General features: G+C 43.6%; 15 protein-coding genes and 5 tRNA genes. 19 read left to right on the top strand and 1 reads right to left on the bottom strand.

Annotated features, from left to right (window positions below):
* Window position 1 precedes the first annotated feature (1 nt).
* Window positions 2-1,174 carry a Do family serine endopeptidase gene (locus tag ACSSU7_RS08065; RefSeq protein ID WP_492516006.1) on the bottom strand — a complete coding sequence of 391 codons (1,173 nt, stop codon included), beginning with the start codon at window positions 1,172-1,174 and terminating at the stop codon, window positions 2-4.
* Between the two features lie 144 nt (window positions 1,175-1,318).
* On the opposite strand from ACSSU7_RS08065, the gene ACSSU7_RS08060 reads away from it, so the two are divergent.
* The 19 genes from ACSSU7_RS08060 (at window position 1,319) to rpoB (ending at window position 15,958) form a co-directional block, all read left to right on the top strand.
* Window positions 1,319-2,068, top strand: coding sequence for a Nif3-like dinuclear metal center hexameric protein (locus tag ACSSU7_RS08060; protein ID WP_492516005.1), 750 nt, complete (start codon window positions 1,319-1,321; stop codon window positions 2,066-2,068).
* A gap of 256 nt (window positions 2,069-2,324) precedes the next feature.
* Window positions 2,325-2,963 (top strand): ubiquinol-cytochrome c reductase iron-sulfur subunit, encoded by a 639-nt coding sequence (gene petA, locus ACSSU7_RS08055; RefSeq protein ID WP_492516004.1) that lies wholly within the window; start codon window positions 2,325-2,327, stop codon window positions 2,961-2,963.
* A 2-nt stretch (window positions 2,964-2,965) separates the two neighbouring features.
* Window positions 2,966-4,264, top strand: coding sequence for a cytochrome b (locus ACSSU7_RS08050; protein WP_492516003.1), 1,299 nt, complete (start codon window positions 2,966-2,968; stop codon window positions 4,262-4,264).
* Window positions 4,265-4,269: 5 nt separating this feature from the next.
* Window positions 4,270-4,977 (top strand): cytochrome c1, encoded by a 708-nt coding sequence (locus ACSSU7_RS08045; RefSeq protein WP_492516002.1) that lies wholly within the window; start codon window positions 4,270-4,272, stop codon window positions 4,975-4,977.
* A 3-nt stretch (window positions 4,978-4,980) separates the two neighbouring features.
* On the top strand, window positions 4,981-5,580 hold the full coding sequence (locus tag ACSSU7_RS08040) for a glutathione S-transferase N-terminal domain-containing protein (RefSeq protein ID WP_492516001.1): 600 nt from the start codon (window positions 4,981-4,983) through the stop codon (window positions 5,578-5,580).
* Between the two features lie 104 nt (window positions 5,581-5,684).
* Window positions 5,685-6,113 (top strand): ClpXP protease specificity-enhancing factor, encoded by a 429-nt coding sequence (locus ACSSU7_RS08035; protein ID WP_492516000.1) that lies wholly within the window; start codon window positions 5,685-5,687, stop codon window positions 6,111-6,113.
* A gap of 45 nt (window positions 6,114-6,158) precedes the next feature.
* Window positions 6,159-6,234: transfer RNA gene (locus tag ACSSU7_RS08030), tRNA-Thr, on the top strand.
* A gap of 71 nt (window positions 6,235-6,305) precedes the next feature.
* Window positions 6,306-6,390 (top strand) — tRNA-Tyr (locus tag ACSSU7_RS08025).
* A gap of 60 nt (window positions 6,391-6,450) precedes the next feature.
* Window positions 6,451-6,526 (top strand) — tRNA-Gly (locus ACSSU7_RS08020).
* A gap of 24 nt (window positions 6,527-6,550) precedes the next feature.
* Window positions 6,551-6,625 (top strand) — tRNA-Thr (locus ACSSU7_RS08015).
* Between the two features lie 175 nt (window positions 6,626-6,800).
* Complete coding sequence (gene tuf / locus ACSSU7_RS08010; protein ID WP_019899756.1) at window positions 6,801-7,991, top strand: elongation factor Tu; 1,191 nt, start codon at window positions 6,801-6,803, stop codon at window positions 7,989-7,991.
* Between the two features lie 60 nt (window positions 7,992-8,051).
* A tRNA-Trp gene (locus ACSSU7_RS08005) sits at window positions 8,052-8,127 on the top strand.
* A gap of 124 nt (window positions 8,128-8,251) precedes the next feature.
* Window positions 8,252-8,599, top strand: a complete 348-nt coding sequence (gene secE, locus ACSSU7_RS08000) for a preprotein translocase subunit SecE (RefSeq protein WP_492515999.1) — start codon at window positions 8,252-8,254, stop codon at window positions 8,597-8,599.
* Window positions 8,599-9,135 (top strand): transcription termination/antitermination protein NusG, encoded by a 537-nt coding sequence (nusG, locus tag ACSSU7_RS07995; RefSeq protein WP_015831285.1) that lies wholly within the window; start codon window positions 8,599-8,601, stop codon window positions 9,133-9,135. Before secE ends, nusG begins: the two co-directional genes overlap by 1 nt.
* Window positions 9,136-9,211: 76 nt before the next feature.
* Window positions 9,212-9,643, top strand: a complete 432-nt coding sequence (gene rplK, locus ACSSU7_RS07990; protein WP_015831286.1) for a 50S ribosomal protein L11 — start codon at window positions 9,212-9,214, stop codon at window positions 9,641-9,643.
* Window position 9,644: 1 nt separating this feature from the next.
* Window positions 9,645-10,331 carry a 50S ribosomal protein L1 gene (gene rplA, locus ACSSU7_RS07985; RefSeq protein ID WP_492515998.1) on the top strand — a complete coding sequence of 229 codons (687 nt, stop codon included), beginning with the start codon at window positions 9,645-9,647 and terminating at the stop codon, window positions 10,329-10,331.
* A 320-nt stretch (window positions 10,332-10,651) separates the two neighbouring features.
* Window positions 10,652-11,143 (top strand): 50S ribosomal protein L10, encoded by a 492-nt coding sequence (rplJ, locus tag ACSSU7_RS07980; RefSeq protein WP_304857511.1) that lies wholly within the window; start codon window positions 10,652-10,654, stop codon window positions 11,141-11,143.
* Between the two features lie 53 nt (window positions 11,144-11,196).
* Window positions 11,197-11,571, top strand: coding sequence for a 50S ribosomal protein L7/L12 (rplL, locus tag ACSSU7_RS07975; RefSeq protein WP_019899764.1), 375 nt, complete (start codon window positions 11,197-11,199; stop codon window positions 11,569-11,571).
* Window positions 11,572-11,785: 214 nt separating this feature from the next.
* Window positions 11,786-15,958 (top strand): DNA-directed RNA polymerase subunit beta, encoded by a 4,173-nt coding sequence (gene rpoB, locus ACSSU7_RS07970; RefSeq protein WP_492515997.1) that lies wholly within the window; start codon window positions 11,786-11,788, stop codon window positions 15,956-15,958.
* Window positions 15,959-15,973: the final 15 nt, after the last annotated feature.

The raw sequence follows: 15,973 nt of genomic DNA, 5'->3' as shown, positions 1-15,973 counted from the left end.
CTTACTCGGGCGCCGCGACCGGTTTAGGCCGCTTGCCAATGATGATGGCAATGTTGGCGATAGCGCCATCACGTACAATTTGCAAGGTTGCTTTTTGATTCGGTTGTAATGCCGCAATCAAGTTAAGCATGCTTCCACTGTCCGTCACTGGCTTGCCTTCAATCGCAACCAATATATCTCCGGAACGTAAACCGGCTCTGTCTGCAGGGCTGTGTTTCAGCACTCCGGCAATTAAGGCACCCTGCGCTTTATTTAATCTAAATGACTCTGCCAGCTCTGGTGTAATGTCCTGGGCTTCAATACCTATCCAGCCGCGCGTAACATTGCCTTGCGCCGCAATTTGTTCCATAACTTGTCGTGCTAATGTGGTCGGAATGGCAAAGCCAATGCCCATTGAGCCGCCACTACGTGAGTAGATTGCGCTGTTGATACCCACTAGATTGCCTTCTGTATTAATTAAAGCGCCACCAGAGTTGCCTGGGTTGATAGAAGCATCGGTTTGTATGAAGTTTTCATAGATATTAATCCCCAAATGGCTGCGGCCCAGTGCGCTGACGATGCCCTGCGTCACGGTTTGGCCAACGCCAAAAGGGTTGCCGATGGCCAATACCACATCACCTACGTTAAGTGCATCTGAGCTGGCGAAGGTGATTGCAGGTAAATCATTGGCATCCACTTTAATCAGTGCTAAGTCTGTGTCTGGGTCGGTGCCGACTACGGTTGCAGTCATTTTTCTGCCGTCAGATAAAGCGACCTCAATCGCGTCTGCGGTAGCAATTACGTGGTTGTTGGTTAAAATTAAACCCTGACTACTGACGATCACGCCTGAGCCTAGGCTGTTTTCTGGCTGTGCTTGCGGTTCTGGCTCTTCTAATTGGTCACCAAAGAAATGGCGAAATGCAGGGTCCTCTAAAAAATCCTGATGTGGGCTGCTGCGCGGCTTTTTGCTGGTGAATATATTAACAACTGCTGGCATCGCCTTTTTGACAGCATTGCTATATGAATAGACAGTGCTAGTTGAACTCCCTGTCTCCGCCTGATTAACTACTAAGGCTTGCTCTCTGAAGCTGAAAAAATTTGGGTAGAAAATACGTAACACAAATATTAATGCCATGCAGATGGTGGCTGCTTGCGCAAAAATTAGCCATAATCTTTTGTGTAGGGAGTTATTCATCTTTATTTACTTCTTAAGTATGGTAATTAATCAAATTTAATCTAAGGTTGCCTCAGTGTTTCAATATTAGGCCATTTGTCACATTTTGATATAAGGTCAGCAATCTAAAAATCAATAGCCTAACATTTTAAAGGTTTGAAGCTTATGGTAAAAATCAATGAGTTAACTCATTATACCCAACAACTGATGCAAGTAGCTCATTTCAAGGACTACTGTCCCAATGGCTTACAAGTTGAGGGGCGTGCTGAAATTAAAAGAATTGTGACTGGGGTCACGGCAAGTATGGCGTTGCTCGAGGCTGCGCATCAGGTAGGTGCTGATTTGATCTTGGTGCATCATGGCTATTTCTGGCGTAATGAAGCGCCAGAGCTGGTTGGCATTAAGCGTAAGCGCATCAAATTCCTGCTGGAGCATGATATCAATCTGATGGCGTACCACTTGCCATTAGATGCACATGGTGAGTTTGGTAATAATGTGCAGCTTGGTAAGTTGTTAGGGTTTGAGGCGCAGAACTATGCTGGTGCTGATGATTTAATTGCCTGTACCGAATTAGGTGAAGGCTTACCTTTGTCTGCAATTACAGATTTAATCGAGCAGCGCTTGGGGCGCTCAGTGCTGACAATTGGTGAGGCCGCGCAGGTTATTAAGAAGGTGGCCTGGTGCACAGGGGCTGCGCAAGGTTATATAGATCAAGCGATAGCATTGGGAGTTGACCTATTTATCAGTGGGGAAATATCCGAGCAAACAGTGCATCAGTCGATTGAGTCTGGCGTGGCATATATATCCGCAGGGCATCATGCAACAGAGCGTTATGGCGTGCAGGCGCTAGGTGCGCATTTGGCGGAAAAGTTTAATTTGGAGCATGTGTTTATCGATATACATAATCCGGTTTAATCGTTTTATTTCAGTAACTTAATAAATAAAGCTTTAATTGGAGGGCAAAAAATTGTATAATCTGGCGCCTAAACATGAAGCCTTGTCTATATTTTAAATTGCTTTGGCTGTTATTAAGTAGCGCAGGTTATATCTTAAGTAGAAGATAGTCAGTTACCCAGTAATGGGTGTTTAGATTTTTAGTAAAAGGTGACGCTGCATGCCTAGCTAAGGCGTGGCGTCTAATCTAGTCAATCCTTTCGAGCAAGAGGAAAACATGTCAGACAACCAAAATGACAATCAGCAGGCTGACTCGCAATCGTGCGGGTGTTCTCAAGTAGACCAAGAAAAACGTAACTTCTTAATCGCCACTTCTGCAGTGGGTGCATTGGGCTGTGCTGCAGTGGCCGTGCCTTTTGTGAAAAGCATGACGCCAAGCGAGCGTGCTAAAGCCGCAGGTGCGCCTGTAGAAGTTGATATTAGCAAAATTGAGCCAGGCACTATGATGACGGCTGAGTGGCGAGGTAAACCAGTATGGATTATTAATCGTACTGAAGAAATGACAACTGAGTTAGCTAAGCATGATGCTCAATTATCAGATCCTGCATCTGATGTTACTTCACAGCAGCCTACTTATTGTAAGAACGAAGGCCGCTCAATTAAGCCTAATCTTGCTGTGATTGTTGGTATCTGTACGCATTTGGGCTGTTCACCTACTGGCAAATTGCAAAGTGGTGGCGATATGGGTGAAGGTTGGACTGGTGGGTTCTTCTGCCCATGCCATGGCTCTAAATTTGATTTGGCTGGCCGCGTGTTTAAGGGTTCTCCAGCACCTATCAACTTGGTAGTGCCGCCACATAAATATTTGAGTGAAAATCTACTTCTGATTGGCGTTGATACTGAAGAGAAAGCATAATCATGACTGATAAAAATAAATCAGCGCTATCTAGCGCTCTAAATGACGGTTTAAATTGGGTTGATGCCCGTTTCCCATTAACGAGTAACGTTAAGGCGCATTTGACTGAGTATTACGCACCAAAAAACTTTAACTTTTGGTACTTTTTTGGGTCTTTGGCATTGTTGGTTTTGGTGCTGCAAATATTGACCGGTATTTTCTTAACCATGCATTACAAACCAGATGCGGATTTAGCATTCGGTTCTGTTGAGTACATCATGCGTGATGTGCCATGGGGTTGGCTGATTCGCTACATGCACTCAACTGGCGCATCTATGTTCTTTGTTGTGGTTTATCTGCATATGTTTCGCGGCATCATCTACGGTTCGTATAGGAACCCGCGTGAGTTGATCTGGTTGTTCGGTGTTGCTATCTTCTTGGTATTAATGGGTGAAGCATTCTTTGGTTACCTATTGCCTTGGGGTCAAATGTCTTATTGGGGTGCGCAGGTAATTGTTAACTTGTTCTCTGCTATCCCATTTATCGGCCCAGACGTTTCGGAGTGGTTGCGTGGTGACTACTTGGTGTCTGATGCAACGCTGAATCGTTTCTTTGCCTTCCACGTAATTGCCTTACCATTTGTATTGGTTGGTTTGGTTGTTGCTCACTTGATTGCCTTGCATGAGGTTGGTTCAAACAACCCTGATGGTGTGGAAATTAAGAAACTAAAAGACAAGAAAACAGGTTTCCCTTTAGATGGTATTCCATTCCATCCTTACTACACGGTTAAGGACTTGGTTGGTGTATCTATGTTCCTGATTGTGTTCTCAGCCATTATTTTCTTTGCACCTGAGATGGGCGGTTACTTCTTGGAGGCAAATAACTTTGTGCCTGCTGACCCGCTTAAAACGCCAGCACACATTGCACCAGTTTGGTACTTCACGCCATATTACTCAATCTTGCGTGCGGTTCCGCCAATCTTGAATTCACAGTTCCCTGGTGTGGCAGCAATGGGCTTGTCAGTAGTAGCTTTTGCTTTGCTGCCTTGGTTGGATAAGAGCCCAGTGAAGTCTATTCGCTATCGCGGCACTCTATATAAACAATGGTTGGTTGCTTTTGTCATCAGCTTCTTGGTGCTTGGCTACCTTGGTACTGTGCCATCAAATGTTTGGGGTCAGTTCGGTGCATGGATGGGTGGCGCTGATCGCGCGACTGTAGTAGCACGTGTCTTTACTGTGGTTTATTTCTTGTTCTTTGCGCTAATGCCTTGGTATACGAAAAAAGATAAAACTAAACCAGTGCCAGAAAGGGTAACGGGATAATAACCATGAAAAAATTATTGTTAGCGATGTTGTTGATGCCTTTCCTTGCTGTGCCAATGCTGGCGAATGCAAATGAAGGTGTAAGTTTGGATAAAGCGCCGATTGATGCTACGGATCATGAATCTTTGCAGCGTGGTGCGCGTACTTTCGTTAATTACTGCCTAAATTGCCATAGCGCTAATTACATGCGCTACAACAGATTGTTGGAAATTGGTCTGACAGAAAAACAGATCAAAGACAATCTGCTGTTGGCCGGTGAAAAAATTGGTGATCCGATGAAAGTTGCAATCAATAAAAAAGATGCGGCGAAATGGTTTGGTACAGCGCCACCTGATTTGTCTGTAGAAGTGCGTGCACGCGGTGCTGACTGGGTTTACACCTATATGCGCAGCTTCTACCGTGACAGCACCAGAACAACGGGTTGGAATAACACGGTGTTTGATAAGGTGGGTATGCCGCATGTGCTTTACGAGTTACAAGGTGAGCAGGAGTTGAATCATGAAACTCACGCACTTAAGCTTGTAAAGCCGGGCAAGCTGTCTGTTGAAGAATACGATGTTTTGGTGGGTGATTTAACAAACTTTATGGCCTATATGGCTGAGCCAGCAAAGCATCAAAGAAACCAACTTGGTTGGTTTGTCTTGCTGTTTTTGAGTGTGTTGTTAGTTCTAACATACAAACTTAAAAAAGCTTACTGGAAGGAAATACACTAAATTATGATGACTTTATATTCGGGGACTACAGATCCCTATAGCCACCGCTGCCGTATTGTCCTGTTTGAAAAAGGCATGGATTTTCAGGTGATTGATGTCGACTTGGCAAATAAGCCGGAAGATTTGGCGGTCATTAACCCGTACAACCATGTGCCGGTATTGGTGGAGCGTGACTTAGTGTTGTCAGAAGCTAATATTATCAATGAGTATATTGATGAACGCTTCCCACATCCGCAGTTGATGCCGCCAGATCCAGTGATGCGTGCGCGTGCTAGATTGTTCTTGTATAGCTTTGAGCAAGACTTGTTTAGTCATATTGCAGACATTGAATCTGACGACCAAGAAAAAGCGGATAAGGCGCGTGCCACGATACGTGATAACTTAACTCAACTGGTACCTATCTTTGCTAAGCAAAACTATTTGTTAGGTGATGATTACTCAATGTTGGATGTTGCGGTGACACCGTTGCTATGGCGTCTAGGTCACTACGGTATTGAGTTGCCGAATCAAGCTGCACCTATTTTGAAATATGCAGAGCGTTTATTCTCAAGACCATTGTATGCAGATGCAATGACGCCTTCAGAAAAAGCAATGCGTAAGTAAGTAGTAAAAAATCGTTTAGATGGCGTTTGATTAAAGTTGTTTAATCAAACGCTACTATTCATCTAATGTGTAACTGAAGCTATCTTTAAGTAGGTTCGTTAAATATGTCTGAATTAATTCCAACCAAACCATATATGTTACGTGCGCTTCATGAGTGGTGCGTGGACAATAATTTAACCCCGCATCTGATTGTTGCGGTAAATGCGCAGACGCGTGTGCCGATGGCGTATGTGAAAGATGGCGAAATAGTGTTAAATATTAATTACAGCGCAACAAAAGATTTGCACATAGATAATGATTCTGTGGTATTCTCTGCGCGCTTCGGTGGTGTGTCACAAAATATATATGTGCCCATGAGTGCAGTAAGAGGTATTTTTGCACGTGAAAATGGTCAAGGAATGTTTTTTGAGGCAGGCTTAGAGCAAGAAGAAGTACCGTTTTTAATAGAAGATGCGAAACAAAATGCAGAACCTATTGAAAATAAAGAAGAATTAATAAAAAGTAAAAAACCTGTATTAAAAATCGTAAAATAATTTACTTTTATTAAAAGATGCGTATAATACGCATCTCACGAAAACGCCGGGTTAGCTCAGTTGGTAGAGCAGCGCACTTGTAATGCGAAGGTCATCAGTTCGATTCCGATACCCGGCACCAGTTTCTTAGCAAATTCCCTTTTATACATTTGACAGCAAGTCAAATATTCAGCATAATCGCGGGTTCGGTGAGGAGGGGTGGCCGAGTGGTTAAAGGCGACGGACTGTAAATCCGTTCTCTCAGAGTACGAAGGTTCGAATCCTTCCCCCTCCACCAGTTTGTAAAACATATAGTAAGTTGCGGTAATTTGAGCTTGTTGGCGTTGGTAGCATATGCGCGGGTGTAGCTCAGTTGGTAGAGCACTTGCCTTCCAAGCAAGATGTCGCGAGTTCGAACCTCGTCGCCCGCTCCATCAGTTGAGTGTTGCGGATTAAGCGCCCATGTGGCTCAGTGGTAGAGCACTCCCTTGGTAAGGGAGAGGTCGCGGGTCCGATTCCCGCCATGGGCACCATAAAGCTTGAGTGCAAAGTTGATGGCAAATTGCTGTGGCGGCTTAGAAGGTAGTTAAATAGTGAATGTTGATAACGAGTAGCTGTTTAGCGAAAGATTAAATATTCTGATTTGAACAAGTTTTATTAATTCTAATAAAACTTATGGTTAATAAAATATTGTAAAGGACTGAAGCAATGGCAAAAGGTAAATTTGAGCGGACCAAGCCGCACGTTAACGTAGGCACGATTGGCCACGTTGACCATGGTAAGACAACACTAACAGCAGCGATCACCACTGTATTGACAAAGAAATACGGCGGCGAAGCAAAAGCTTACGACCAAATTGACGCAGCACCAGAAGAAAAAGCACGTGGTATTACCATTAACACAGCACACGTTGAGTACGAGACAGCAACACGTCACTACGCACACGTAGACTGCCCAGGCCACGCCGACTATGTTAAAAACATGATTACCGGTGCAGCACAAATGGACGGCGCTATCTTAGTATGTTCAGCAGCTGACGGTCCTATGCCACAAACACGTGAGCACATCTTGTTAGCACGTCAAGTTGGCGTACCATACATTGTAGTGTTCCTAAACAAAGCAGACATGGTAGATGATCCTGAATTGTTAGAGTTAGTTGAAATGGAAGTGCGTGACTTGCTAAGCAAATACGACTTCCCAGGCGACGACACACCAATCATCAAAGGTTCAGCTAAACTAGCTTTAGAAGGCGACCAATCTGAAATCGGCGAACCAGCAATCTTCCGCTTAGCAGAAGCATTAGACAGCTACATCCCAATGCCAGAGCGCGCAATCGACGGCACATTCTTGATGCCAGTAGAAGACGTATTCTCAATCTCAGGCCGCGGTACAGTAGTAACAGGCCGTATTGAGCGTGGTATTGTTAAAGTGGGTGACGAGATTGAAATCGTTGGTATTAAAGACACACTAAAAACAACATGTACAGGCGTGGAAATGTTCCGCAAACTGCTAGACCAAGGTCAAGCAGGCGACAACGTAGGTGTATTGCTACGTGGTACAAAACGTGAAGAAGTTGAACGTGGTCAAGTATTGGCAAAAGCTGGTTCTATCAAACCACACACAAAATTCACAGCAGAAATCTACGTGTTGGGTAAAGATGAAGGTGGTCGTCACACACCATTCTTCCAAGGTTACCGTCCACAATTCTATTTCCGTACGACAGACGTAACTGGCGCAGTTGAATTGCCAGAAGGTACAGAAATGGTAATGCCAGGCGACAACGTATCAATCACTGTTACATTGATTGCACCAATCGCGATGGAAGAAGGCTTACGCTTCGCTATCCGTGAAGGTGGTCGTACTGTTGGTGCTGGTGTTGTAGCTAAGATTATCGAGTAAGATAATTTGTAAGAGTTGCGCAAACAACCCTGCGTAACTCTTATTTAAAGGTTTAAGTACAGGCCAATAGCTCAATTGGTAGAGTATCGGTCTCCAAAACCGAGGGTTGGGGGTTCGAGACCCTCTTGGCCTGCCAAATATATAGTATGGATTATTAATCTGCCGAATAACTAGAAATATTCATATTTCTAGTTATTCGCGTTAGTAAGACCTGAAGTTATTTTAGTCACCATTAAGTAAGTTCTTAGATTAAGACAATTATGCTCAATAAAATTAAGTTGCTATCAGCAGCTCTCTTGCTGGTTGCAGGCATTGCCGGTTTTTACCTTTTAGCAGACAAGCCTACTGTAGTGCGTATTTTGGTTGTGCTTGCAGGTTTGGCGGCTTCTGTTGGTGTGCTTTGGACCACTCCGCTTGGTCAGCAATCATTTGGTTTTATTGGTGAAGCAGTTGCTGAATCACGTAAAGTGGTTTGGCCTACACGTAAAGAAACAATACAAACTACATTGGTGGTATTTGTGTTGGTGGTAGTGATGGCTGCATTTTTGGCGGTGGTCGATATCGGATTTGCTTTTATGGTTAAGTGGTTACTAGGACGGGGCGCGTAATGAGTATGAAATGGTACGCGGTGCAGGCTTTTTCAGGTTTTGAAAAATCCGTGCAAAAAGGATTAGAAGAGCGCGTTGTACGCTCTGGATTGCAAGATCAGTTTGGCCAGATTCTAGTGCCAATCGAAGAAGTGATCGAAATGAAAGCGGGTCAGAAAACAATTTCTGAGCGTAAGCTTTACCCAGGATATGTGTTAGTTCAAATGAATATGACGGATGACACCTGGCACTTAGTGAAAAGTACGCCGCGTGTAACCGCATTTATTGGTGGTAGTGCACAAAAGCCAACACCGATTAAAGATAAAGAAGTTGATATCATCTTGCAACGTATTGATGATAGCAAAAGCAATCCTACACAAAAACTTACCTTCGAAAAAGGTGAGTCAGTTCGCATTACTGACGGCCCATTTAAAGACTTTTCTGGCAATGTGGAAGAAATTAACTACGAGAAAAGTAAATTACGCGTTTCTGTGGTTATTTTCGGCCGTTCTACACCGGTTGAGCTGGAATTTAGCCAAGTAGAAAAAGAAGTTTAGTAGCAAGTAGTTGTTTTTATTAACGGGGAGCTTTGATTTAGGTTGAAGCGTTAGCACCCATATTAGGAGTAATAGCATGGCAAAGAAAGTTATTGGCTATATCAAGCTGCAGATTCCTGCAGGTAAAGCTAATCCAAGTCCACCAGTAGGTCCAGCATTGGGTCAACGTGGTTTGAATATCATGGAATTCTGTAAAGCGTTTAACGCTGCAACACAAGGTGTTGAGCCAGGATTGCCAATCCCAGTAGTGATTACTGCATTTGCTGACAAGAGCTTCACGTTTGTGATGAAATCTCCTCCAGCAACTATTTTGATCAAAAAAGCAGCTGGTATTACTAAAGGTTCACCTCGTCCACATACTGATAAAGTTGGCAAAATCACTCGTGCACAAGCTGAGGATATTGTTAAAACTAAACAAGCTGATTTGTCTGCTGCTGATATGGATGCTGCAGTTCGCACTATCGCAGGTAGCGCTCGCAGTATGGGTATTGAAGTGGAGGGTGTATAACATGGCTAAAAGAATTAACGCACTACGTGCAAAAGTAGATCGTAATAAATTGTACCCAGTAGCTGAAGGCTTAACTTTAGTTAAAGAGAATGCAACTGCGAAATTCAATGAGTCTATCGATGCGGTAGTTAACTTAGGTATTGATGCACGTAAATCAGACCAATTGGTACGTGGCGCTATTGTGTTACCTAACGGTACTGGTAAAACTACACGTGTTGCTGTGTTCGCACAGGGTGCACAAGCTGAAGCTGCTAAAGCGGCTGGTGCTGACATCGTTGGTTTTGAAGATTTGGCTGAGCAAGTTAAAGCTGGTGTAATGGACTTTGATGTTGTGATCGCTACACCTGATGCAATGCGTATCGTTGGTGCTCTAGGTCAAGTGTTGGGCCCACGTGGTTTGATGCCTAACCCTAAAGTAGGTACTGTGACACCTGATGCAGCTACAGCAGTTAAAAATGCTAAAGCTGGTCAAGTTCAATACCGTACAGATAAAGGCGGTATCATTCACTGCACAATCGGCCGTGCTTCTTTCACAGTTGAACAATTACAAGGTAACTTGGCTGCGTTGGTAGATGCTTTAAACAAAGCTAAACCAGCTGCAAGTAAAGGTGTTTACCTGAAAAAACTATCTGTATCTAGTACGATGGGTGCAGGTGTGCGTGTTGATCAAGCAAGTTTGGTTGCTTAATTAGAATAATGGGTGGGGCTTTCTTGTCTCGCCTATATAGTGCTTTGGGCTCATTTCATTTGCTAACTTATCGTGATGCAATTGGAATGAGGTTATCAAAGACCGTAGGTGTCGTTTCGATTTAATGTGGTTTTGTGTTGGATTAAAGCTCTAGAGTTTTAATTTCTAATATCAAAACCTGGCCTACGCAGATGGCGCATCCCTAAAACAGGTTAATTCCTGATAAAAGGTCGCCGTAAAAGTGGTTTTTATAATATTTATTATAAGAGCTGATTCTGCTTTAGAAATATAGCAGAGATTTTAACGGAAGGAGAAAGACCTTGAGTCTAAATCTTACAGAGAAAAAAGCGGTTGTTGCTGAAGTAAGTGCACAAGTTGCACAAGCACAAGCGATTGTTCTTGCTGAATATCGTGGTATGGGCGTAGCCAATATGACGGTATTGCGTGCAGATGCCAGAAAATCAGGCGTGTATCTACGTGTGTTGAAAAATACATTAGTACGTCGTGCGGTTGAAGGTACACCATTTGCAGCATTAGCAAACGAAATGGTTGGTCCGTTGGTGTTCGGCATTTCTGCTGACCCAGTAGCGGCAGCTAAAGTACTGAACAATTTTGCTAAAACTAACGATAAATTCGTTATTAAAGCAGGTGCGGTGCCAAATCAATTGATGGATGTTGCTGGTGTTCAAGCGCTAGCATCTACATTAAGTCGTGAAGAGTTGCTTGCTAAATTTGCATGCACCCTTAACGAAGTGCCTACTAAGTTTGCACGTGCGATTGCGGCTATACGTGACGCTAAAGAAGCAGCTTAATTCATCAGATCGCTTATTTAAAGCAACATTATTTTATTTTAGGAAATATTCAAATGGCAATTTCAAATGCAGATATTTTAGAAGCAGTTGGTTCAATGTCAGTTTTAGACTTGACAGCTTTTATTAAAGAAATCGAAGAAAAATTTGGCGTATCAGCTGCAGCAGTTGCAGTAGCGTCAGCAGCAGGTGGTGCAGCTCCAGCTGCAGCAGCTGAGCAAACAGAGTTCAACGTTGTGCTTTTAGGCGCTGGTGAACAAAAAGTTGCTGTAATTAAAGCAGTTCGTGAATTAACAGGTTTAGGCTTGAAAGAAGCTAAAGACTTAGTTGATGGCGCACCAAAAGCAATTAAAGAAGGCGTTTCAAAAGCTGACGCTGATGCAGCATTGAAAAAATTGATCGAAGCTGGCGCAACTGGCGAAATCAAATAATACATCTTTAAGTGTATAAGTTAGGCTGACGGGAGACCGTCAGCCTTCGCCATTTGTAATGGCAGGCAATGTAACAAAATGTAATTTGTAGTGGTAGTGCCGCAACAAGCCTTCAGTTCAACAGTAACTGAGGTTAGAGGTGAAAATACTTACGTAATGGATGTAGTGCAAAAAAGTATTTTAATTTCTGCCCTCAAAATATCTAGGAGATGCAATGAGCTATTCCTTCACCGAAAAGAAACGCCTTCGTAAAAGTTTTGCCAAGCGAGAAAGCGTTCAAGAAATTCCCTATTTGCTGGCAATGCAATTAGAGTCATATGCTGCATTCTTGCAGACTAATGTTCCAGCTGATCAACGTACAGAAACAGGCCTGCAATCTACATTCAGTTCTGTTTTTCCTATCGTTAGCCATTCAGGTAATGCACGTTTAGATTACGTGAGCTACCAGCTTGGTGCTGAACCGTTCGATGTTAAAGAATGTCAGCAACGTGGCTTAACTTACGCTGCGCCTTTGCGTGTGCGTGTACGTTTAACTATTATGGACAAAGAGGCTTCTAAACCTACGGTTAAAGAAGTTAAAGAACAAGAAGTGTACATGGGCGAGCTGCCTTTGATGACTGAAAATGGTTCATTTGTGATTAACGGTACCGAGCGTGTTATCGTGTCTCAATTGCACCGTAGCCCAGGCGTGTTCTTTGAGCATGACCGTGGTAAAACACATAGCTCAGGTAAATTACTATTCTCAGCTCGTATTATTCCTTACCGTGGTTCATGGTTGGATTTTGAGTTTGATCCAAAAGATTACTTGTATTTCCGTATTGACCGCCGCCGCAAAATGCCGGTAACCATTTTGTTGAAAGCCTTGGGTTATACACCAGAGCAAATAATTTCAACTTTCTACGACTTTGATACATTCCACATCGGTAAAACTGGTGTTGAGTTTACAGTTGTACCTGAGCGTTTACGTGGTGAAGTAGCTAAATTTGATATCGTTGCTAAAGACGGTACAGTCATTGTTGCTAAAGACAAACGTATTACCGTGAAGCACATCCGTGATATGGAAAAAGCAGGCGTGAGCGAAATCGCTGTGCCGCAAGATTTCATTCTTGGCCGTGCTTTGGCTAACACAATTGTTGACCAAGAAACCGGTGAAGTCGTGGCGAATGCTAACGATGAAATCACTGAGTCTTTATTAGGTAAATTGGTTGATGCGAACATCCGTAGCGTAAGCACATTGTATTCAAATGATTTGGATCATGGCGACTACATTTCACAAACGCTACGTATTGATGAAATTCCTGACCAATACAGTGCACGTGTTGCGATCTACCGCATGATGCGCCCTGGTGAGCCACCAACTGAAGAGTCAGTTGAGGCGTTGTTCCAAGGCTTGTTCTTCAATGAAGATCGTTACGATTTGTCACGCGTAGGTCGTATGAAGTTTAACCGTCGTGCTTTCCCTGAAAAAGCGGAAGAGCGTCAATCTAACTGGATTCGCAGATTCTACGAAGCAGTTGGTGTGCAAGGTGACGAAGGCGCAAATATCTTGTCTAACGACGATATTTTGGCTGTTATCGGTGTATTGCTAGAGTTGCGTAATGGCCGTGGTGAAATCGATGATATCGATCACTTAGGTAACCGTCGTATCCGTTCAGTAGGTGAGTTGGCTGAGAACCAATTCCGTACTGGTTTGGTACGTGTTGAGCGCGCTGTTAAAGAGCGTTTATCACAAGCTGAATCTGACAACTTGATGCCGCATGACTTGATCAATGCGAAACCAGTTTCAAGCGCGATTCGTGAGTTCTTTGGTTCAAGCCAATTGTCACAATTTATGGATCAAACTAACCCATTGTCTGAAATTACGCATAAACGCCGTATTTCAGCATTAGGCCCAGGCGGTTTGACACGTGAGCGCGCTGGCTTTGAGGTCCGTGACGTACACTCAACTCACTATGGCCGTGTTTGCCCGATTGAGACACCAGAGGGTCCGAACATTGGTTTGATCAACTCTTTAGCATTGTATGCACGTACTAATGAATATGGTTTCTTAGAGACACCATATCGCCGTGTTGAAGCTAATAAAGTATCCGATACGATTGACTACTTGTCAGCGATTGAAGAGAGTCAGTACATGATCGCGCAAGCGAACACTGATTTAGATGCTAAAAACTTATTTGTGGATGATTTGATTTCATCACGTCATCACAACGAGTTTACGATGACACAACCTGACCGTGTTCAATATATGGACGTGGCGCCAGGCCAAATTGTGTCAGTGGCTGCATCTTTGATTCCATTCTTGGAACACGATGACGCGAACCGCGCATTGATGGGTGCCAACATGCAACGTCAAGCAGTGCCATGCCTACGTGCTGAGAAAGCGGTAGTAGGTACCGGTATTGAGCGTACTGTAGCAGTTGACTCTGGTACTGTAGTTACTGCTCGCCGTGGTGGTTTGGTGGATTACGTTGATTCTGCACGTATTGTTATTCGTGTAAACGATGAAGAAGCGAAAGCTGGTGAAGTTGGTGTAGATATTTACAACTTAACTAAATATACGCGTTCTAACCAAAATACCAATATTAACCAACGTCCGCTAGTTAAAGTCGGTGATAAATTATCACGTGGCGATGTAATTGCGGATGGTGCTTCTACCGATATGGGTGAGTTGGCACTAGGTCAAAATATGTTAGTAGGCTTTATGCCTTGGAATGGTTATAACTACGAAGACTCGATCTTGATTTCAGAGCGCGTAGTAGCAGATGACCGTTACACTTCTATTCATATTGAAGAGTTGTCAGTGGTTGCACGTGATACAAAACTTGGTGCAGAAGAAATCACACAAGATATTTCAAACTTGAGTGAGCGCATGTTAGCGCGTCTGGATGAAGTAGGTATCATTCACATTGGTGCAGAAGTTGAAGCCGGTGACGTATTGGTTGGTAAAGTAACACCTAAAGGTGAGACACAATTGACACCAGAAGAGAAATTGCTACGTGCGATTTTCGGTGAAAAAGCATCTGACGTTAAAGATACTTCACTACGCGTGCCTTCAGGCATGAGCGGTACCGTGATTGACGTACAAGTGTTCACGCGTGAAGGTATTGACCGTGATGCACGTGCACAGCAAATTATTGACGACCAATTGGCACACTACAAACAAGACTTGGCTGACCAAATGCGTATCGTGGAAGACGATGCATTCGGTCGTATCCGTCGCTTGATTGAAGGTAAAGTGGCTACTGGCGGTCCTAACAAACTGAAAAAAGGCGAAGCATTAACTGCTGAGTACTTAGAGTCTGTAGGCCGTTACGATTGGTTTGATATTCGCTTGTCAGACGAAGAAGCAGCACGTCAGTTAGAGCAGTTGAAAGACAGCTTGTCACAAGCGCGTATTGAGTTTGATAACCGCTTTGAAGAGAAAAAACGTAAATTGACGCAAGGTGACGAATTGCCACCAGGCGTACAAAAAATGGTTAAGGTTTACTTGGCTGTTAAACGTCGTATCCAACCAGGCGATAAGATGGCTGGTCGTCACGGTAACAAGGGTGTGATTTCAAAAATCTGCCCAGTAGAAGATATGCCGCACATGGCTGATGGTACACCATTGGATATCGTGTTGAACCCGCTAGGCGTTCCATCACGCATGAACATTGGTCAGATTTTGGAAGTGCACTTAGGTTGGGCTGCTAAAGGTTTAGGTTTACGTATCGAAGAAATGTTACGTGAAGAAACTAAAGTGGCTGAAATCCGTAAGTTCTTGGAAAAGATCTACAACGACAGCACTGGTAAGCATGAAGATATTAAATCTTTCACAGATGTAGAGATTTTAGATTTAGCGCAAAACCTTAAACAAGGTGTTCCATTTGCAACGCCAGTGTTCGATGGCGCAGCTGAGTCTGATATTAGAGCGATGCTTGATTTGGCGTTCCCAGATGATGATGCACGTACTAAACAATTGCAGTTCCATGCAGGTAAAACGCAGGTAACTCTGTTTGATGGCCGTACTGGCGACAAATTTGAGCGTCCAGTGACTGTGGGTTATATGCACGTGTTGAAACTACATCACTTGGTTGATGACAAGATGCATGCTCGTTCTACAGGTCCATACTCATTGGTAACGCAACAACCACTAGGCGGTAAAGCGCAATTCGGTGGCCAACGTTTCGGTGAGATGGAGGTTTGGGCGTTAGAGGCTTATGGTGCTTCATATACCTTGCAAGAGATGCTGACAGTGAAGTCTGATGACGTTACTGGCCGTACCAAAGTGTATGAAAACATCGTTAAAGGCGAACACAAAATTGATGCAGGCATGCCTGAGTCATTTAACGTGTTAGTGAAAGAAATTCGTTCACTCGCTATCGACATCGACCTAGATCGCAACTAATTCAGGAGAGAATTC

The sequence above is a fragment of the Methylotenera sp. E1MeOHC1 genome, assembly GCF_058745595.1.
This window is presented reverse-complemented; position numbering and strand designations above follow the sequence as displayed.